Source organism: Streptomyces sp. NPDC006733 (assembly GCF_040636125.1).
Classification (GTDB): domain Bacteria; phylum Actinomycetota; class Actinomycetes; order Streptomycetales; family Streptomycetaceae; genus Actinacidiphila.
In genome coordinates this window covers 36,675-54,042 of record NZ_JBEYJD010000013.1, presented here as the reverse complement: position 1 = coordinate 54,042, position 17,368 = coordinate 36,675, and the positions used below count along the sequence as shown (strand labels likewise).

General features: G+C 73.7%; 18 protein-coding genes. 11 read left to right on the top strand and 7 right to left on the bottom strand.

The window, feature by feature from the left end:
- Positions 1-4: 4 nt before the first annotated feature.
- Positions 5-991 carry an iron-siderophore ABC transporter substrate-binding protein gene (locus tag ABZ721_RS13975; RefSeq protein ID WP_358788854.1) on the bottom strand — a complete coding sequence of 329 codons (987 nt, stop codon included), beginning with the start codon at positions 989-991 and terminating at the stop codon, positions 5-7.
- Between the two features lie 81 nt (positions 992-1,072).
- Between ABZ721_RS13975 and ABZ721_RS13970 the strand changes: the two genes are divergently transcribed.
- Genes ABZ721_RS13970 through ABZ721_RS13950 form a run of 5 tightly spaced genes read left to right on the top strand, consistent with a single transcriptional unit; the run spans position 1,073 to position 6,951 of the window.
- Positions 1,073-2,104, top strand: a complete 1,032-nt coding sequence (locus ABZ721_RS13970) for an iron ABC transporter permease (protein WP_358788853.1) — start codon at positions 1,073-1,075, stop codon at positions 2,102-2,104.
- A complete protein-coding gene (locus ABZ721_RS13965; protein WP_358788852.1) occupies positions 2,101-3,222 on the top strand; it encodes an iron chelate uptake ABC transporter family permease subunit in 1,122 nt (373 codons plus the stop codon). The genes ABZ721_RS13970 and ABZ721_RS13965 overlap by 4 nt, the downstream gene beginning before the upstream one ends.
- A gap of 5 nt (positions 3,223-3,227) precedes the next feature.
- The gene (locus ABZ721_RS13960) at positions 3,228-4,046 is read left to right on the top strand and encodes an ABC transporter ATP-binding protein (RefSeq protein ID WP_358788851.1); all 819 of its coding nucleotides are present in this window, start codon (positions 3,228-3,230) and stop codon (positions 4,044-4,046) included.
- 47 nt (positions 4,047-4,093) lie between these two features.
- The gene (locus ABZ721_RS13955; protein ID WP_358788850.1) at positions 4,094-5,671 is read left to right on the top strand and encodes a hypothetical protein; all 1,578 of its coding nucleotides are present in this window, start codon (positions 4,094-4,096) and stop codon (positions 5,669-5,671) included.
- A 53-nt stretch (positions 5,672-5,724) separates the two neighbouring features.
- Positions 5,725-6,951 (top strand): HtaA domain-containing protein, encoded by a 1,227-nt coding sequence (locus ABZ721_RS13950; protein WP_358788849.1) that lies wholly within the window; start codon positions 5,725-5,727, stop codon positions 6,949-6,951.
- Between the two features lie 77 nt (positions 6,952-7,028).
- On the opposite strand, the gene ABZ721_RS13945 is transcribed toward ABZ721_RS13950, so the two are convergent.
- Together ABZ721_RS13945 and ABZ721_RS13940 are read right to left on the bottom strand one after the other, a co-directional pair.
- Positions 7,029-7,433, bottom strand: a complete 405-nt coding sequence (locus ABZ721_RS13945; RefSeq protein WP_358788848.1) for a DUF4440 domain-containing protein — start codon at positions 7,431-7,433, stop codon at positions 7,029-7,031.
- Between the two features lie 2 nt (positions 7,434-7,435).
- Positions 7,436-7,900, bottom strand: a complete 465-nt coding sequence (locus ABZ721_RS13940) for an Lrp/AsnC family transcriptional regulator (RefSeq protein ID WP_358788847.1) — start codon at positions 7,898-7,900, stop codon at positions 7,436-7,438.
- A gap of 94 nt (positions 7,901-7,994) precedes the next feature.
- Here ABZ721_RS13940 and ABZ721_RS13935 point away from each other — a divergent pair, with 94 nt between their 5' ends.
- Both ABZ721_RS13935 and ABZ721_RS13930 read left to right on the top strand, forming a co-directional pair.
- Positions 7,995-8,858, top strand: coding sequence for an LLM class flavin-dependent oxidoreductase (locus tag ABZ721_RS13935; protein ID WP_358788846.1), 864 nt, complete (start codon positions 7,995-7,997; stop codon positions 8,856-8,858).
- Complete coding sequence (locus ABZ721_RS13930) at positions 8,855-9,283, top strand: nucleoside deaminase (protein WP_358788845.1); 429 nt, start codon at positions 8,855-8,857, stop codon at positions 9,281-9,283. Before ABZ721_RS13935 ends, ABZ721_RS13930 begins: the two co-directional genes overlap by 4 nt.
- 22 nt (positions 9,284-9,305) lie before the next feature.
- Here ABZ721_RS13930 and ABZ721_RS13925 read toward each other — a convergent pair whose 3' ends face one another.
- The 4 genes from ABZ721_RS13925 to ABZ721_RS13910 are packed head-to-tail and all read right to left on the bottom strand — an operon-like array spanning position 9,306 to position 13,468.
- Entirely contained in the window at positions 9,306-10,679 is a 1,374-nt protein-coding gene (locus ABZ721_RS13925) for an LLM class flavin-dependent oxidoreductase (RefSeq protein WP_358788844.1), read from the bottom strand.
- A 49-nt stretch (positions 10,680-10,728) separates the two neighbouring features.
- On the bottom strand, positions 10,729-11,478 hold the full coding sequence (locus ABZ721_RS13920; RefSeq protein ID WP_358788843.1) for an ABC transporter ATP-binding protein: 750 nt from the start codon (positions 11,476-11,478) through the stop codon (positions 10,729-10,731).
- Positions 11,454-12,383: an ABC transporter permease gene (locus tag ABZ721_RS13915; protein WP_358788842.1), complete on the bottom strand. Its 930-nt coding sequence runs from the start codon at positions 12,381-12,383 to the stop codon at positions 11,454-11,456. Before ABZ721_RS13915 ends, ABZ721_RS13920 begins: the two co-directional genes overlap by 25 nt.
- Before the next feature lie 5 nt (positions 12,384-12,388).
- Positions 12,389-13,468, bottom strand: a complete 1,080-nt coding sequence (locus ABZ721_RS13910; RefSeq protein WP_358788841.1) for an ABC transporter substrate-binding protein — start codon at positions 13,466-13,468, stop codon at positions 12,389-12,391.
- Between the two features lie 658 nt (positions 13,469-14,126).
- On the opposite strand from ABZ721_RS13910, the gene ABZ721_RS13905 reads away from it, so the two are divergent.
- Genes ABZ721_RS13905 through ABZ721_RS13890 form a run of 4 tightly spaced genes read left to right on the top strand, consistent with a single transcriptional unit; the run spans position 14,127 to position 17,366 of the window.
- Positions 14,127-15,956 (top strand): ATP-binding protein, encoded by a 1,830-nt coding sequence (locus tag ABZ721_RS13905; RefSeq protein WP_358788840.1) that lies wholly within the window; start codon positions 14,127-14,129, stop codon positions 15,954-15,956.
- Between the two features lie 36 nt (positions 15,957-15,992).
- Positions 15,993-16,421 (top strand): roadblock/LC7 domain-containing protein, encoded by a 429-nt coding sequence (locus tag ABZ721_RS13900; RefSeq protein ID WP_358788839.1) that lies wholly within the window; start codon positions 15,993-15,995, stop codon positions 16,419-16,421.
- Positions 16,418-16,798: a DUF742 domain-containing protein gene (locus tag ABZ721_RS13895; RefSeq protein ID WP_358788838.1), complete on the top strand. Its 381-nt coding sequence runs from the start codon at positions 16,418-16,420 to the stop codon at positions 16,796-16,798. The genes ABZ721_RS13900 and ABZ721_RS13895 overlap by 4 nt, the downstream gene beginning before the upstream one ends.
- Positions 16,773-17,366, top strand: a complete 594-nt coding sequence (locus tag ABZ721_RS13890) for an ATP/GTP-binding protein (RefSeq protein WP_358788837.1) — start codon at positions 16,773-16,775, stop codon at positions 17,364-17,366. Before ABZ721_RS13895 ends, ABZ721_RS13890 begins: the two co-directional genes overlap by 26 nt.
- The last annotated feature ends 2 nt before the right edge of the window (positions 17,367-17,368 follow it).

The window sequence follows — 17,368 nt, the reverse complement described above, 5'->3', positions numbered from 1 at the left end:
CGCGTCAGGCCTTCATGGCCCGTTCGATGTCGTCGAGGACGTTCATCGCGGCGGTCGCCCCGCCCAGGCTCGTCCACTGCGAGCCGTCGATCTCGGTGGCGTGTCCCGCCTTGATCGCGCCCAGGTCCTTGAAGGCGGGGTCGGCCGAGAGCTTCGCGACCAGGCCAGTGCCGCCGGCCGACTGGCCGGTGGAGGTGAGGGTGCCGATGAAGAGCCAGTCGGCGTCGAGCTGGCCGATGTCCTCGGCGCTGAGCGGGGTGGAGTGGCCCTCGCCCTGCCGGCTCTGCAGGCCGGGGCGCTGGAAGGCGAGGTCCTTGAGGACATCACTGATGAAGACGCCCTGCTGCATGACGGCGGTGCCCTTGGGGGAGTACCGGGCGACGCTGACGGTGGAGCCCGCCCGGCTGCCGATCGCCGTCCGCACGGCGGCCACCCGCTGGTCGTAGGAGGCGAGGAAGGCCTTGGCGGCGGCGGGCTTGTCGAGGACGTCACCGGTCACGGTGAGCGCCTTCTTCCACGACTTGGTCCCGTCGATCGTGACGACGGTCGGCGCGATGGCCTTGAGCTGCTTGAGGACCTGGCTGTCGGCTATCTGTCCGGCGAGGATCACGTCGGGCTCCGCCGCGACGACCTTCTCGAGGTCCGGCCCGGTGACCGCGCCCACCAGCGGGATGCCCTTGGCCTTCGCGGCGAGGTACGCGGGGGCGCCGGTCTGGCCGCGGCCCGCGGTGAGGCCGACCGGGGTGACGCCCAGCGCGAGGGCGCTGTCGAGGTCCATCTCGCTGAGGACGACGACCTTCTTCGGGGTGCCGGGCACCGTCACCTTCGCGCCGGTGGCGTCGGTGACCGTCCGCTCCTTCGCCGCGCCGTCCGCCGCGCCGGCGTCCGAACCTGAGGAGCCCGATCCGCACGCGGTGAGGGCGAGGGCGCAGACGGCGGCGGTGACGGCTGCCGCGGTCAGCCGGGCGCGCGGGGTGCGGGTGGTGGTCATGCGGAACTCCGATGGCAGGGGAACGGCGGGCAGGGCCAGGTCACTTCCGGACCCGGAGCAAGCTTAGGCTAGGCTAACCTTATGGCAGTTCAGCAAGGCGAAGTGCGGACGATCCGGACGGCGGCCGCGATCCTCGTGGCAGCGCTGCTCGGCCTCGTCCTGCTCTCCCTCCTCACCGGCTCCGGCACCATCCCGATGGGGCGTGCGATGGACTTCCTGCTCGGCGACCCGTCCGCGCGCGCGGACGCGCGGCTGCGCGCCGCCGTCCTGGACGTACGGGTGCCGCGCACGCTCGCCGCCCTCCTGGTGGGTGCCGCGCTCGGCGTGGCCGGTGCCCTGCTCCAGGCCGTCACCCGCAACCCGCTCGCCGAGACCGGACTGCTCGGCGTCAACTCCGGCGCGGCGCTGGGAGTCGTCGTCGGACTGACGTACTTCCAGGTGACGTCCTCCTACGGCGTCCTGCTCTGGGCGCTGGGCGGCGGCGTGGCCGCCAGCTCGGTGGTGCTGCTCCTGGTCGCCTCCGGACGGGCCGCCGTCTCACCGCTGCGCCTGGTGCTGGCCGGGTCCGCGCTGGGCGCGACCTTCCACGGGATGACGGCGTACGTCCTGCTCGGCACGCAGACGACGTTCGACGAGTACCGCTACTGGACGATCGGCTCGCTCACCGGCGTCACCACCTCGACCGGCCTGGCGATCGCCCCCCTGGTCGTCGCGGGCGTCGCCCTCGCCTTCACCTCGGCCCGCCCGCTGTCCGCGCTCGCCCTGGGCGACGACGCCGCCCGCGCGCTGGGCCACCGCCCCGGCCGCATCCGGCTGGTGGTCGCCGGAGCCGTGGCGCTGCTGGCCGGGGCGGCGGTCGCGCTCGCCGGGCCGATCGCGTTCCTCGGCCTGCTCGCGCCGTACGCCGCCCGCGCGGTGACCGGCCCGCGGATGGGGGCGCAACTGCTGCTGTCCGGGCTGGTCGCGATGGCCGTCATGGTCGCGGCGGACATCCTCGCCCGGATCGTGATCCGGCCCTGGGAGACGCCCGTCAGCGTCCTGCTGGCGCTGCTCGGCGGGCCGTTGCTGATCTGGATCGCCCGTACGGGACGGATGACGGGAACCCCGGCATGACCACCGACCTCGAGCGCGGCCCGGCTCGCGACACCGCGCGCGACGGCGCGCCGCAGGACAGCGTCGTGCTGCGCACCGGCACCCTGTCCTGGCTCTTCCCGCGCCGGACGGCGCTGGTCGCCCTCGGCCTGACCGCCGTCGCCGCGGTCGTCGTGGTCCTCGCGTCCTTCGCCAGCTCGACGGGGATGAGCCCCGGCGACACGCTGGCCGGGCTGCTGGGCACCGGCACCCGCGGGCAGGTCCTGCTGGTCCGGGAGTTCCGGCTGCCGCGCATCCTCGTCGGCCTGATGGTCGGCGCGGCGCTCGGCGTCTCCGGCTGCCTGACGCAGACCCTCGCGGGCAACCGCCTCGCGACCCCCGACGTGATCGGGGTCAACGAGGGGGCGTCCGCCGCCGTCGTCGCCTCGGTCGTCGGCAGCAGTACGGCGATGGTCGGCGACTGGTGGCTGGGTCCGCTGGGCGCCGCCGCGGCCGCCGTCCTCGTCGTCCTGGCCGCGGGCGGCACCGGCACCCGCGGCTACCGCGTCCTGGTCGTCGGCATCGGCGTCTCCACCGTGATCGGCGCCGTCACCGACCTGGTGATGTCCCGGCAGAACCAGAACACCGCGGGCGGGGTCTTCCTGTGGAGCGTCGGCAGCCTGAACGGCCGCGACCTCTCGGTCGGCGCCCCGCTGCTGGCCTGCCTGGCGGTGCTGATCCCGCTCGCGCTGATCGCGGGCCGCCGGCTGGACGTGATGCGCTTCGACGACGACGTGGCGGCCTCGCTGGGCCTGAACATCCCGCTGATGCGCGGCCTCACCCTCGCGCTGGCCGTCGCGCTGGCCGGGGTGGCGGTCGGCGTCGGCGGCCCGATCGCGTTCGTGGCGCTGGCCGCCCCCGTGGTGGCCGGGCGGCTGTGCGGCCCGACCCGGGTGCCGGTCCTCGGCTCCGCACTGACCGGCGCGATCCTGATCGGCGCGGCCGACGCGCTGGGGCGGATCGTCGCGCCGGTGGAGATCCCGGTGGGCGTGGTCACCAGCGTCCTCGGCGGTCCCTTCCTGCTCTGGGTGCTGTTCAGCGACGGTGCCGAACGCCCGCCCCGCCGAACGGCTCCGTTCCGGCGCAAACGAGAGGTCTGAGTCAGGTGGAACTGCGAGTCGAGGGCGTCCGCGCCGGCTACCCCGGGCACACCGCCGTGGACGGCGTGGACCTGACCGTCCCCGCCGGGCAGGTGGTGGCCGTCGTCGGGCCGAACGGCTGCGGGAAGTCGACCCTGTTGCGGACGATCGCCCGGCTGCACCGACCCGACGAGGGCCGGGTGCTCCTCGGGGACGAGGACATCTGGGAGCTGAGGCCCCGCCGGGCCGCGCACCGCATCGCGCTGCTGCCGCAGTCCCCGCAGGCGCCGGAGGCGGTGACGGTGGCCGGTCTCGTCCGCTACGGGCGCCATCCGCACCAGGGCCTCTTCCGGCAGTGGTCGCGCGAGGACGAGACGGCGGTGCGCGAGGCGCTGGAGGTGACCGGCGTCGCGGACCTGGCCCGGCGCCGGCTCGACCAGCTGTCGGGCGGTCAGCGGCAGCGCTGCTGGCTGGCGATGGTGCTGGCGCAGCAGACGCCGGTGGTCCTGCTCGACGAGCCGACCAGCGCCCTGGACCTCGGGCACGCCGTCGAGGTGCTCGGGCTGGCGCGCGACGTCGCCCGCGCCGGGCGGACCGTGGTCATGGTGCTGCACGACCTGGCCGCCGCCGCCCGGTACGCGGACACGATCGTCGCGATGCGGGACGGCTCCGTCGTCGCGGCGGGCGATCCGCGCGAGGTCGTGAACGCCGCGCTGGTACGGGAGTTGTACGGGATCGAGGCGGACATCCTCAGCGCGCCGAGCGACGGGTCACCGGTGGTGGTCCCCGTCGTCGCGCGGAACGCGGCCCTGGTGCGTCCGGAAGATATGGTTAGGCTACCCTAACTACACCGGGTCTCCCCGGGTTCACTTCCGCGAGGAGTCGCTTCCGCATGCACGCTCACCGTTCCCACGCCGGCCTGCGCCGTGCCGCCGCCGTGGCCGCGAGCACCACGCTCGTCCTGGGCATCACCGCGATCGGCGCCGCCTCCGGCGCCGCGGCCGACACCCGCCCGGCGGGCGCTTCCGGCACCGCCGCACCGGCCGCGGCCGACGCTCCCGCCGCGGTGGCGCCGAAGGTCCGGCTCGGCGCCGAACAGGCCGTGGGCGGCGGCCAGCTGACGTTCGCGGTCACCGGCTATCCGGCGGGCGGGAAGCTGACCGTCAAGCTCGACAAGGGCGCGGTCGTCGGCACGTTCACCGTCGGAGCGGCGGGCAGCGCCGCCGGCACCCTGACCGTCCCCGCGGGCACCGCCGCCGGCGCCCACGCCCTCAACTTCCTCGCCCCGTCGACCTCGGTGTCGCCCGGCTTCACCGTGGTCGAGGGCGCCCCCGCCGCCCCGGTGGCGCAGGCGCTCGTGGGAGCCGACACGTACCAGGAGGGCGCCGAGGTGCCGTTCGCGGTGACGGGCTACCCCGCGGGCGAGGCACTCACCGTCAAGCTGGTGGCCGGCGCCGTCAAGGCGACCCTGGGCACCGCCGTCACCATCGGCGCGGACGGTACGTACGCCGGCTCCGTCACCGTTCCCGCCGGCACCCCGGCGGGCGCCTACCAGCTGTTCTTCCTCGCCAAGGGCGCCAACCCGGCGGTCCCCGTCACCGTCACCGCGGCTCCGGTGGTCACCGGGCCGAGCGTCGTGCTGGGCGCGGCCGAGGTCGTGGCGGGCACGGACGCGCGGTTCGCCGCCGCCGGCTTCCCGGCGGGCGGCACGCTCACCGTCAAGCTCGGCACGTCGAAGGACGACGCCGTGCAGCTGCGGCAGTACACGATCGGCGCCGACGGCTCGCTCGGCGACACGGTGACCGTCCCGGCCGCCACGGCGGCCGGTGACTACACCCTGTTCTTCCTGGCCACCGGTGTCGCGGTCAGGACGCCGCTGACCGTCAAGGCCCCGTCGGCCGAACTCCCCGCGGCCGCCACCCTCGCCACCGACTCCCTCGCGGCCGGCGGCACCCTCGGCTTCCGCGCCACCGGCTTCCCGGCGGGCGGCACGCTCACCGTCAAGCTGGACGACGGTGCCATCCTCAGCACGTTCACGGTCGGCGCGGACGGCACGTACGCGGGTCAGGTGACCGTCCCGGCCGCCACCGCCGCGGGCCGGCACTGGCTGCGCTTCCTCGCCAAGCCCGGACACTCCGTCAAGAGCACGGAGTTCACGGTCACGGCGACGGGCACGGCGGACGGCGCCACCACCGGATCGACGGGCACAACCGGGTCGACGGGCTCGACGGGTGCGAGCGGTTCGACGACCACGGGCGGGGCCAACGGCACCTCCGGGGGCGACAGTTCCGCCTCCGGCGCCACCGGCGGAACGGGCACGACGGGCACGACCGGCACGCACGTCTCCCTCGCGTCGACCGGCGCCGCGGACATGACCCTGCCGCTCACCCTGGCGGCCGGCCTGCTCGTCGCGGGCGGTACCGCCTACACCGCGACCCGCCGCCGGGCCACGCCGTCGAATCCGTCCTGATCCCCTTCGCCCTCGCCGACTTTCCCGAGCCTCACCGAGCGGAAGAACACGCCATGTCCCACGCATCCCGCCTGCACCGCGCGATCGCGGTCGCGTCCGGCACCGCCCTCACCCTGGGCGCGCTCTCCCTGACCGCCCCCGCCCTGGCCGCCGGCCCGCAGGAGCACGGCCCGCAGGCCGCGGCCGGCGCCGAGGTGACCGGAGGCACCCTGCGCTGGGTGCTCCCCGCCACCGACGCCAACGCCGTGTCCGTCGACGGCGGGGCCGCCGTCGCGGCCGACGGCCGCACCGTCACCCTCGTGCGGGCGGAGGGCGACTTCGACGCCGCCGCCCGCAGCGGCGAGGTCGCCTTCGACGGCCGGATCCACCTCACCGCCACCGACGGCTCCGGCACCCGGACCACGATCAGTGACGTCCATGTCGCGATCACCGCGGACGGCACCTCCGCCATCGTCGGCGACTACGAGGTCACCGAACCGGCCGCCGGCGCACCGTCCCAGACGCCGACCGCCGCGCGGACGGTGAGCGAGACCAAGGCGGCGCGGGACGTCACGCTCGCCGAACTGCCCGCGACCGAGGTCGCCCCGGCCGGCGACGCCGTGACGGTCACCGCCCCGAAGGCGGCACCGGCCCGCACCGCCCCGGCGATCCTCGCGCTGTCGGCCCGCAGCGCCCCGGCCGGCGCCGTCCCCGCGGTCACCCTCGCGCTGACCACGCGGGCCGCCCCCGCGCTCGTCGCCGCGCCCGCCGCCGCGGGCAAGGCCTCGGCGACGACGTCCGCCACCACGGTGAAGGCGGGCGGCTCGCTCGGCTTCACCGTCGCCGGCTACCCGGCCGGGCAGAAGCTGACGGTCAAGCTCGACGACGACGGCATCCTCAGCCAGTTCACCGTCAAGGCCGACGGCACCTTCGCGGGCACCGTCACCATCCCGAAGGACACCGCCACCAGCGGCTCCCACTGGCTGCGCTTCCTCGCCCCCAACCCGGCGACGAGCGTCAAGGGTTCCGCGTTCACCGTGACCGCGGCCGCCGCCACCGGCAGCCCCACCCCGACCCCGTCCGCCACCACCGGCGCGCCCGCGAAGAGCGGCACCTCCGGTGGCACGACGGGCGGAACGACCGGCGGCACGGGCACGGCCGGCACCGACGGCGCCACCACCGGCGGCGACACCCTGGCCTCCACCGGCGCCGACGCCACCGCCCCGCTCCTCGCGGCGGGCGCCCTGCTCGCCGCGGGAGCCGGCGCCTTGGCGGTCACCCGCCGCCGGTTCTCCCGGTAGCCCGGAACCCGAGCGGTCGGCCTGAAGTCGAGCCGTCAGGTCGACCGCGACGGAGGAGGAGGGACGGGGTTCCGCGGCTACTCGTCGTCCCAGGCCATCGCGGCCATCCGCCAGCCGTCCGGCGTGCGGACGAACTGCGTCGTCTTGTGGCCGGTGGTCTCGAACCACTCACCGTTGAGGAAACCGGACTTGCGGTAGTCGCTGAAGCGGTGGGCTATCGATCCGAAGATCTCGGTGCGCTCGGCGACCTCCCACTCGGAGAACTCCGTCAGCGTTCCGTCGGTGAGGATCCGCTCCCGGGGCGCGACGAAGGAGTCGAGGTCGTAGACGACCGGGGTGGCGCCGACGTTCTTGATGATCATTCCCTGCGGGATGAACACCGCACGGACGGCGCCGACGTCCGGCCGGCTGCCGGCGGTGTTGGTGAACGCGCCGAGGAAGGTGCGCATCAGCGTGTCGAGTTCGGTCTTGGCGTCGGACACGGCTACCCCTCCCGCGGGGTGCGGGGAACGCGCGGGCCGCGGTACGGAAGGGTCTGGTTCAGGACGAGGTTGGTGGTGGTGCTGCCGAACTGGGCCAGGGTGTCGACGATCCGTTCCAGGTCGGACACCGACGTGGTGGCGACCTTCAGGACGTAGCAGTCGTCCCCGGTGGTGCGCAGGCACTCCAGGATCTCCGGGCACTCCGCGAGCAGCCGGTGCAGCGGCTCGTGGCGGTTTCCCGGGTACTTCAGGCGGACCACGGCCAGCACCGCGTAGCCGGTCCGCTCCAGGCCGACCTCGGCGCGGTACCCGGTGATCACCGCGGCCGCCTCCAGCCGCCGCACCCGTTCCGTGGTCGCCGACGCACTCAGGTTGACCCGACGGGCCAGCTCGGTGAAGGCGATCCGGCCGTCCTGCTGGACCTCGTGCAGGATCGCCCAGTCCGTCTCGTCAAGACTCTCGGTCATCCGCCGAGACTACCGGCGAATCCCCGGTCGAACCGCTCCTGAACAGGGAGGAATCCCTTCTGCCCGAGCGGGCCCGCTCAGTAGGCTGATCTTCGTGAAGATCGGCGTCAACATCCTCAATTTCGGCCCCGGCACCGACCCGGGGATCCTGCGCGACTGGGCCCGCACGGTGGAGGGACTGGGCTTTGACCTGCTGATGCTCTCGGACCACGTCGCCATCACCCCCGACGTGGCCGCGCAGTACCCGGCCCCCTTCTACGAGCCCTTCACCACCCTGTCCTGGCTCGCCGGACTGACCACCCGCATCCGCCTCGGCACGACCGTCCTCATCGTCCCCTACCGGCATCCGCTGCTCACCGCCCGGATGGCGGCCAACCTGAACGAGCTGAGCGACGGCCGGCTGGTGCTCGGAGTCGGAGTGGGGTGGGCGCGGCAGGAGTTCGCCGCGCTCGGAGTCCCCTTCGAGCAGCGCGGGCGGCTCACCGACGAGCACCTGCGGGACATGCGGGCGGCCTGGGCCGACACCGCCGACTACGGGAACCGGAAGATCCCGCTGTGGGTCGGCGGCAACAGCGACGCGGGCCTGCGGCGGGCCGTGCGGCTCGGCGACGCGTGGCATCCGCTGCGCTGCACCATGCCGTGGCTGCGTGAGGCCGCCGAACGGCTGCGGGCGTCCGCCGCCGAGCAGCAGGTGCCCGTGCCCGCCTTCGCCCCCCGGATCGCCCTCAAGGTCACCGCGGAACCGGTCACCGGACCGGGGCGGCTCGCGGGGGAGGGGACGATCGACCAGATCATGGACGACCTCGACCAGCTGCTGCGGCTGGGCGCCGACACCGTCGTCCTGGACACCTACGACGGCGACCCCCGGGAGACCTGCCACCCGCAGGCGTCCCTTCGGGCCCTCGCCACGGTGGCCGCGCACTTCTACCCGCCCCGCGACCGAACGGAACCGTCATGACCGCACCGGAAGACCACACGCTCCTGCGCCGCGCCATCGCGCTCGCGGCCACGGCACGCGAGAGCGGCAACCCGCCGTTCGGGTCGCTGCTGGCGGGGCCGGACGGGACGGTCCTGGCGGAGGACCACAACACGACCCTCACCGACCGGGACATCACCGCCCACCCGGAGCTGAAGCTCGCGCGGTGGGCGGCACGGGAACTGGACGCGGACACCGCGGCGACGACCACGATGTACACCAGCTGCCAGCCGTGCGGGATGTGCGAGGCGGCCATCCAGCGGGCGGGGCTGCGCCGGGTGGTGTTCGCCCTCTCCAACGAGCAGTTGCTGGACATCCGGCCGGGCAGCGGCCTGCCGCCCGTGCCACAGGACGGTCCGGCGCTGCTCGACGAGGTGCGGGCCGTGGTCGAGGGGTACTACCGCTGACCCGGGGCCCGCACCCGCGCCGTCAGACGTTCACCAGGGCCGGGGCCGGGTCCTGAGCCGGGTCCTGAGTCGGGGCGAACCGGTTGGCGGGGCGCGGCAGGCCGTAGTGCTCGCGCAGCGTGGCGCCGGTGTACTCGGTGCGGAACAGGCCGCGCTCCCGCAGGATCGGCAGCACCCGCTCGACGAACACCTCCAGGCCGGACGGCAGGACGGCGGGCATGATGTTGAAGCCGTCCGCCGCCCCGTTCCTGAACCAGTGCTCGATGGTGTCCGCCACCTGTACCGGCGTCCCCGCGAAGGTGCGGTGGCCGCGGCCGCCGCCGAGGCGCCCGATGAGCTGCCGCACCGTCAGCCGCTCCCGGCGCGCCAGCTCCACCACCAGCGTGTAGCGGCTCTTGGCGCCCTCGATCTCGTCCTCGGCGGGCAGGTCCGCCGGGAGCTCCTGGTCCAGGACGAGCAGCGCCGGGTCCAGGCCGATGAGCGTGGCGAGCTGGAGCTTGGCGTACTCCGGCTGGATCAGCCGGTCCAGCTCCGCCTCCTGCTCCAGCGCGTCCGCCTCGGTGTCGCCGATCACCGGCACGATGCCCGGCAGGATCTTCACCCCGGCCGGGTCCCGCCCGGCCGCCGCGGCCCGCCGCTTGACGTCGGCGTAGAAGGCCTGGCCCTCCTCCAGCGTCGGCTGCGCGGTGAAGACCGCCTCGGCGTAGCGCGCCGCGAAGTCCTTGCCGTCCTCGCTGGATCCGGCCTGCACCAGCAGCGGGTGGGCCTGCGGCGAGCGCGGCACGTTCAGGGCGCCGTCGACCTGGAAGTACTTGCCGACGTGGGCGATCGGGTGCACCCGGTGCGACTCGGCGTGCACGCCGCGCTCCTTGTCGGCCACGACCGCGTCGTCCTCCCAGCTGTCCCAGAGCTTGGTGGAGACCTCGATGAACTCCGCCGCCCGCTCGTAGCGGTCGGCGTGCGCGGGCTGGGCGTCGAGACCGAAGTTGCGCGCCGCGGCGTCGCCCGCCGTGGTGACGATGTTCCACCCGGCCCGGCCGCCCGAGACGTGGTCGAGCGAGGAGAACCGCCGCGCCAGGTTGTAGGGGTCGTTGTAGCTGGTCGACGCGGTGGCGATCAGCCCGATCCGGCGGGTGACGGCGGCGAGCGCGGTCAGCAGCACGGTCGGCTCCAGCCGTCCGCTGGGCCGGCGGCCCGGGTCGCCCCACAGCGCGGGGCTGTCCGCCAGGAAGAGCGAGTCGAACTTGGCGTCCTCGGCGATCCGGGCGAGCCGCTGGTGGTAGGCGACGTCGACGTGCGCCAGCGGCTCGGACTCGGGCAGCCGCCAGGACGCCTCGTGGTGGCCGGTGTCGTGGATGAACAGGTTGAAGTGCAGGCTGCGCTCGGTGGTGCTCATGATGGTTCGGCTCCAGGGGGAAGGTGCGGATGGCGGGGCGGGGGAGCGGTCAGTGGCCGCCCTCCTCGACGCCCAGCGCGGCGAGGAGCTGCTCGCGGTACTCGCCCAGGTGCGGGTCGCGGTACGAGCGCGGGTGCGGCAGGTCGATGGTCAGGTCGAGGCCGAAACGGCCCCGGTCGAGCACCAGGACCCGGTCGGCGAGCACCACCGCCTCGTCCACGTCATGGGTGACCAGGAGGACCGACGGCCGGTGGCGTTCCCACAGCTCGCGCAGCAGGGTGTGCATCTTGATCCGGGTCAGCGCGTCCAGGGCGCCGAACGGCTCGTCGGCGAGCAGCAGTTCGGGCTCCCAGACCAGCGAGCGGGCGAGTGCCGCACGCTGCTGCTCGCCGCCGGACAGCTGGCTGGGCCAGGCCCGTTCACGGCCGGCGAGGCCGACCTCGGCGAGCGCGGCGCGACCGCGTTCCGCGGGGTCCTTGCCCTGCGAGTCCCTGCCCCGCGCGCCGAGCAGCACGTTGTCCAGGACCCGGCGCCAGGGCAGCAGCCGGGAGTCCTGGAAGACGACCGACAGCCGCTCGGGGGCGTGGAGTTCGCCGGTGCCGGTGACGTCGTGGTCCAGGTCGGCGATGGCGCGCAGCAGGGTGCTCTTGCCCGAGCCGCTGTGGCCGAGCAGCGCGACGAACTGGCCCGGCGGGATGTCCAGGTCGATGCCGTCCAGGACCACGCGCTCGCCGAAGCCGCGGGTCAGACCGCTGATGCGGACGGCGGGCGGGGTCAGGTGTTCAACGAGCGCCGCCATGACAGCACCCTCCGTTCCAGGACGCGGACGACGGAGTCGGAAGCGAAGCCGAAGACCCCGTAGATGAGCAGGCCGAGGACGATCACGTCGGTCTGGCCGTAGTTCTGCGCCTGGAACATCATGTAGCCCAGGCCGTTGGTGGCGTTGATCTGCTCCAGCACCACCAGCGAGAGCCAGGAGCCGGTGACACCCAGCCGCAGCCCGACGAAGAAGCCGGGCAGGGCGCCGGGAATGACGATCTGCCGGATGAACTGCCAGCGGCTCAGCCGGAGCACCTCGCCGAGTTCGACGAACCGGTGGTCGATGCCCGACAGCGCCGAGTACAGGTTGAGGTAGATCGGGATGTAGACCACGATCGCGATGATCGCGACCTTGAACGTTTCCCCGATGCCGAGCCACAGGATGAACAGCGGGATCAGCCCGAGCGTCGGCACGGACCGGTTGACCTGCACCGTGCCGTCGATGACGGCCTCGCCGATCCGGCTCAGCCCGGCGACCAGGGCCAGGACGACGCCGACGGTCAGGCCGATGGCGAAGCCCTGCGCCGCGCGCCACAGCGACTCGGTGACGTCGGTGCTGAGGGTGCCGGACGTCCACAGGTGGGCGCCGGTGCGCACGACCGTCCAGGGAGCGGGCAGGGTGCGCGGGTCGAGGGTGCCGGTGACGTTGCCGAGTGACCAGATCACCAGCAGCAGCGCCGGTCCCACCAGGCGGGCGTAGGGCAGGCGTTTGCCCGGGGCCAGCCGGCGCACCCGGCGGCGGCCGGTGCCGGGCGGGGTGCCGGCACCTGGTGGTGCGGCGCCGGGCTCGGTGGCGGTGGGCCGCGTGGTGGTGGTCGGCCGGTCGGCGGCGCGCGCGTCCGCGGCGCCGGTGGACGGGGCGTGCTCGGAGACGGTTTCCGTCACGGGTATCAACTCCGGTACTGCGCGGCGACGGCTCGCGACGCGAGGGGTTCGAAGCGGCGGTCGAAGAGCACGTCGGCCTTGAAGGACTTGACGAAGCCGCCCTCGGCGAGCAGGTCGATCGTCTCCTGCTCCCAGGCGATGGCCTCGTCCCAGGTCGGCGGGAGCAGCGGCTTGTTGCTGAGGGCCGTGATCCCCTTCGCCTGGGCCAGGGTGATGTGCTGGTTCTTGACGTAGTACTCCTCGTCCCAGGCGTCCGGGTTCTCGTACACCCAGACCAGGCCCTTGGCCCACAGCGGGACGTAGGCGGCGATGGCGGCCGCCTTCTCGGCGTCGGCCAGCACCGCCGCCGGCGCCCACAGGATGTTGAGCAGGTCCACGACATCGGTGGAGACGGTGTGCGCGCCGTCCGAGCCGTACCGGGTCAGGTAGGCGGGCACCTGGGAGATCGCGAGCGGTGCGATGTCGACCTGACCCGCCTGGAGGGCGGTGAGGAACTGGTTGCTGGTCAGCGGGACGAGGGTGACGTCGGCCGCCGCGATGCCCGCCTTCTTCAGGGCGCGCAGCAGCACGACGCCCTGGGCCTGTCCCTGGGAGAACGCCAGCTTCTTCCCGCGGAACTCCTCGACGCTGCGGATGTCGCTGTGCGGCTTGGTGGCGAACACGTAGTTCGGCTTGCGGGTCAGGTCCACCGCGACGATCCGGGCGTCGAAGCCCTGGAAGTGGGCCTGGATGGGCGGGATCCCCGCGTTGTTGCCCACCTCCAGCGAGTGGGCGCGGAACGCGTTGATGACGTCGGGCCCGGCGCCGATGCTGGGCCAGGAGGACACCTCGAAGGGCAGCTTGTCCAGCAACCCGGCCAGCTTGAGCTGCAGCTCCTGCTGTCCGGTGTACGAGGCGATGCTGAGTGAGGTGCCGGCCGGCACCGCGGTCGACAGTGGCGCCGTCGTCGCGAGGGTGGGGCCCTTGGCCGCGGCGCTGGTGCAGGCGGTGAGCCCGAGGGCTGCGCCCGTACCGATCAGGGCTTGCAGGAAGCGTCGCCGGTCGAGGCCGGGGACGAGGTCCGAGGAGTGGCTTCTGGTGCGCACGTGGGAATCCTTATGGTCGGCCGCGGGGGAGTACCGCGCGGCGGCGCGCCCGCAGGGCGTCGCGACGCGTGGAGGACTGAGCGGTCATGACCCGCCGCCCCGTCGGGCGGGGGCGTGGCGGGGACAGGGGCCTGGCAGGGGCGTCATGAAGACGTCATGAAGAGGTGGTGAACACGGCGTTGCGTCGGTTCAGCGCGGCGGGCGGCAGCCCGGGGCGTGCCGGAACGACAGTCGGGAGAACCGGGGGAGTTGATTCAGCGGGAAATGAGCCGACAGCGGCGGCTACATCGCGACGCACCGAGGCAGGCGGCGCACCGCGCCCGCTCCTCAAGGTGCCGAATCGATCTCATGTGCAGACAGTAACGAGGCCTCGTCAGGGGCGACAAGGTTTGTTGCAGCCCTGGAAATAACTCCCGGGCCCCCACCGCTCCGGCCACCGTGCGGCCGCCGGAGGACCACTCGACGCAGGTCATCCCGGTTGGCGCCCAACATGGCCTCTGTGAAAGGCTGTTGACGCCTGCTCGTGCGCGGGAGGGCCGGACCCGCCGGATCAATGATCTTGCGGGACCGAAGTACCGACTTCCGTCATGTATGTGCTGAGTTGTTACCACTGCGATGGTTGCTGCCAACCAGGCACCTCCCTGTGCTGAGGACGTTGATGTCTGAACTCCCTTCATCCAGCGTGCGGTCCGACCACCGGGACAGCGGACGCCACGGCAGATCCCCGGCCCGGAGCCGCCGCTCCGCCGAGCGCGTGGTCCCCGGTCTGCGGTGGCTGGTCGTGCTGCCCGCCGCTTCCATGGCGCTGCTCGGTGCGGGCGTCGCGGTCTGGCTGCTGGCCGCCGACCCGTCCCGGTCCCTGGCCGCGGTCGTGCTCGCCGCGGCGGTCGTGCTCGGCGCCGTGATCCTCGTGGCGGGTTCGGCCGCGGCGCGCTCCGCCGACCGCGCGGTGGACCGCCGGCTGCAGGAGGTGCGCGCGGTCAACTCGCGCGGCTGGGAGGAACTGCAGAACGTCGTCACGCAGGTGCGCCGGGGTGAGTCGCCTGTCTTCCAGGGACCGGCGCCGGCGAACACCCCCGACCGGGACCGGTTCGCCGCCCTGGCGGACGAGCTGCGCCAGGCCCAGTACGCCGCGTGCACCGCGGTGATCCAGGCGGCGGCCCTGCCGGTCGCCCCGTCCAGCGCCGCGGACCAGCAGGTCGTGGTCTTCGTCAACCTTGCCCGGCGGTTGCAGTCCCTGGTCCACCGCGGCATCCAGCTGCTGGACGAGCTGGAGCACCAGGTCGAGGACCCCGACCTGCTGCGCGGACTGTTCCAGGTCGACCACCTCGCCACCCGCATCCGCCGGCACGCGGAGAACGTCGCCGTGCTCGGCGGCGCGGTCTCGCGCCGCCAGTGGAGCAAGCCGGTGCCGCTGACCCAGGTCCTCAGGTCGGCCGTCGCGGAGGTCGAGCACTACGCCCGCGTCAAGCTGGTCCCGCCGATCGAGGGCGACCTCGACGGCCGCGCCGTCGCCGACGTGGTGCACCTGATCGCCGAGCTCATCGAGAACGCCACCACGTTCTCCCCGCCCGAGACCCAGGTACTGCTGCGGGCGCAGAAGGTCACCGCCGGGCTGGTCATCGAGGTCGAGGACCGCGGCCTGGGGCTGGACCTGGCCGCGCAGGAGCGCAACAACGCGCTCCTGGCCGACCCCGAGCGCATCGACCTGGACACGCTGCTCAAGGACGGTCGCATCGGCCTGTACGTCGTCGCCGTCCTCGCCCGCCGCCACGGCGTCACCGTCCAGTTGCGCAGCAACGTCTTCGGCGGCATCCAGGCCTTCGTCGTCCTGCCGCACGCCCTGGTGGGCACGGCGGAGGCCGTGCAGGAGCCGGCCAGGGCCCAGCCGCGGCCCGCGCAGACGGCGCCGCCCGCCCTTCCGCACCGCCAGCCCGCCTCCCCGGCCCGCGCCGGCATCAGCGCCGCGACGAGCCCGCTCGCGCCGCCCGCGGCCGAGGCGGCGCCCGCGCACAGCCGCCCGGCGGTGCCCGCCCCGTCGATGGAGAGCCGCCGGCCGGTCCACCCCCAGCAGCCGGTCCACCCGCAGCAACCGCTCCACCCGCAGCAACCGCTCCACCCCCAGCAGCCGGTCGCGGCACGGTCCGCCGTGCCGGAGCCCGTCCGGCCGTCCGGCGCGCACCGCGCCTACGGCGCACCCGCGCAGACGGCGCCCCCGGCCGTTCCCGCTTCTTCCGCGCCCGCTCCTTCCGACCCCGCCCCCGCCGGCCGCCCCCCGGCCGCCGAGGGACGGCCCTCCTTGCCGCAGCGTCGCGGCCAGTCCCATCTCGCACCCCAGTTGCGGAGCGACCCCGCGCCCCGCAGCGACGACCGGGTCGGCGAGCCCGACCCGAACCTGATGGCCGCGTTCCGCATCGGGGTCCGTGAGTCCGAGGCCGGTGCCGCGCAGACCGACGGTCCGCCGCGCCGACCCGACCTGAACCCCTGACCCTGCGTCACCTTCCCCGCAAGGAGTCCTTTCACCATGGTGAGCGACGTCCACCCCGGCCGCGATCTCGCATGGCTGCTGACCGACCTGGTCAGCCGCGTCCCCCATACCCGCAGCGCGGTGCTGCTGTCCTCCGACGGACTCAAGAAGGCCGTCCACGGCCTGGACGCCGACAGCGCCGACCATCTGGCCGCCGTCGCCTCCGGGCTCAGGTCCCTGGCGGGCAGCGCGGGGGTGCGCCTCGGCGGCGGACCGCACGTGCGCCAGGTGGTGGCCGAGCTGGAGGACGCGCTGCTGTTCGTGTCCGCGGCAGGCTCCGGCAGCGCGCTGGCGGTCATGGCCGGCCGGGACGCCGACGCCGGCGTCCTCGGCTACGAGATGAACCGCCTGATCCAGCAGGTCCGGCCGAACCTCGAGACCCCCGCCCGTGCCGCGACCGCCCTGACGGGTGACGTTGCACGGTGACGGCCGCGGAGGAGCAGGACGAGCCCCTGATCGACGACGACGCCGGTCGCTTAGTCCGCCCGTACACCGTGAGCAACGGCCGCACCCGTCCGACCGCGTCCCTGGACATGCTGTCCATGGTGCGCGCCACCGGGAGCGTCCCCTCGGCGCACCTGGAACCCGATCACGCGCGGGCGCTGGACCTGAGCCGGAACCCGGTCACGGTCGCGGAGGTGGGGGCGCAGCTGCGGCTGCCGGTCGCCATCACCAAGATCGTGCTGTCCGATCTCATCGACTGCGGAGCGCTCACCTCGCGGCCTCCGCTGCCGCCCGCCGACCTCACCGACCGAGCCGTTCTGGAGGAAGTGCTCAATGGCCTACGCCGACGACAGCGCTGACCTGTTCCCCACCGCGCTGAAGATCCTGGTCGCGGGCGGCTTCGGGGTCGGCAAGACCACGTTCGTGGGCGCCGTCAGCGAGATCGAACCGCTCAGCACCGAGGAGATCCTGACCTCGGCCAGCGTCGCCACCGACAGCCTGACCGGCGTGGAGAACAAGACGACGACCACCGTCGCCATGGACTTCGGCCGCATCACGCTGGACGCGGCGCACATCCTGTACCTGTTCGGGACCCCCGGGCAGGATCGTTTCTGGTTCATGTGGGACGAGCTGTCCGACGGCGCTCTCGGTGCCGTCGTCCTCGCGGACACCCGCCGGCTCGCGGACTGCTTCGCGGCCGTGGACTTCTTCGAACGGCGCGGCATCCGCTTCCTCGTGGCCGTCAACGAGTTCGCCAGCGCCTACACCTACGACCCCGACGAGGTGCGGGCCGCGCTCGACCTGAGCCCGCACGTGCCGGTCGTCATGTGCGACGCCCGCGAGAGCCGGTCCTCGACCGGGGTGCTCATCGACCTCATCAGCCACCTGCTGAGCACCGCGTCACCCCGCCACCAGCCCGTCCACTAGAC

Coding starts and splice junctions, on each gene's coding strand:
- ABZ721_RS13900 (WP_358788839.1), top strand. CDS start 15,993: ATGGTGAGCGACGTCCACCCCGGCCGCGATCTCGCATGGCTGCTGACC.
- ABZ721_RS13930 (WP_358788845.1), top strand. CDS start 8,855: ATGACCGCACCGGAAGACCACACGCTCCTGCGCCGCGCCATCGCGCTC.
- ABZ721_RS13955 (WP_358788850.1), top strand. CDS start 4,094: ATGCACGCTCACCGTTCCCACGCCGGCCTGCGCCGTGCCGCCGCCGTG.
- ABZ721_RS13950 (WP_358788849.1), top strand. CDS start 5,725: ATGTCCCACGCATCCCGCCTGCACCGCGCGATCGCGGTCGCGTCCGGC.
- ABZ721_RS13970 (WP_358788853.1), top strand. CDS start 1,073: ATGGCAGTTCAGCAAGGCGAAGTGCGGACGATCCGGACGGCGGCCGCG.
- ABZ721_RS13940 (WP_358788847.1), bottom strand. CDS start 7,900: ATGACCGAGAGTCTTGACGAGACGGACTGGGCGATCCTGCACGAGGTC.
- ABZ721_RS13920 (WP_358788843.1), bottom strand. CDS start 11,478: ATGGCGGCGCTCGTTGAACACCTGACCCCGCCCGCCGTCCGCATCAGC.
- ABZ721_RS13925 (WP_358788844.1), bottom strand. CDS start 10,679: ATGAGCACCACCGAGCGCAGCCTGCACTTCAACCTGTTCATCCACGAC.
- ABZ721_RS13890 (WP_358788837.1), top strand. CDS start 16,773: ATGGCCTACGCCGACGACAGCGCTGACCTGTTCCCCACCGCGCTGAAG.
- ABZ721_RS13965 (WP_358788852.1), top strand. CDS start 2,101: ATGACCACCGACCTCGAGCGCGGCCCGGCTCGCGACACCGCGCGCGAC.
- ABZ721_RS13975 (WP_358788854.1), bottom strand. CDS start 991: ATGACCACCACCCGCACCCCGCGCGCCCGGCTGACCGCGGCAGCCGTC.
- ABZ721_RS13905 (WP_358788840.1), top strand. CDS start 14,127: ATGTCTGAACTCCCTTCATCCAGCGTGCGGTCCGACCACCGGGACAGC.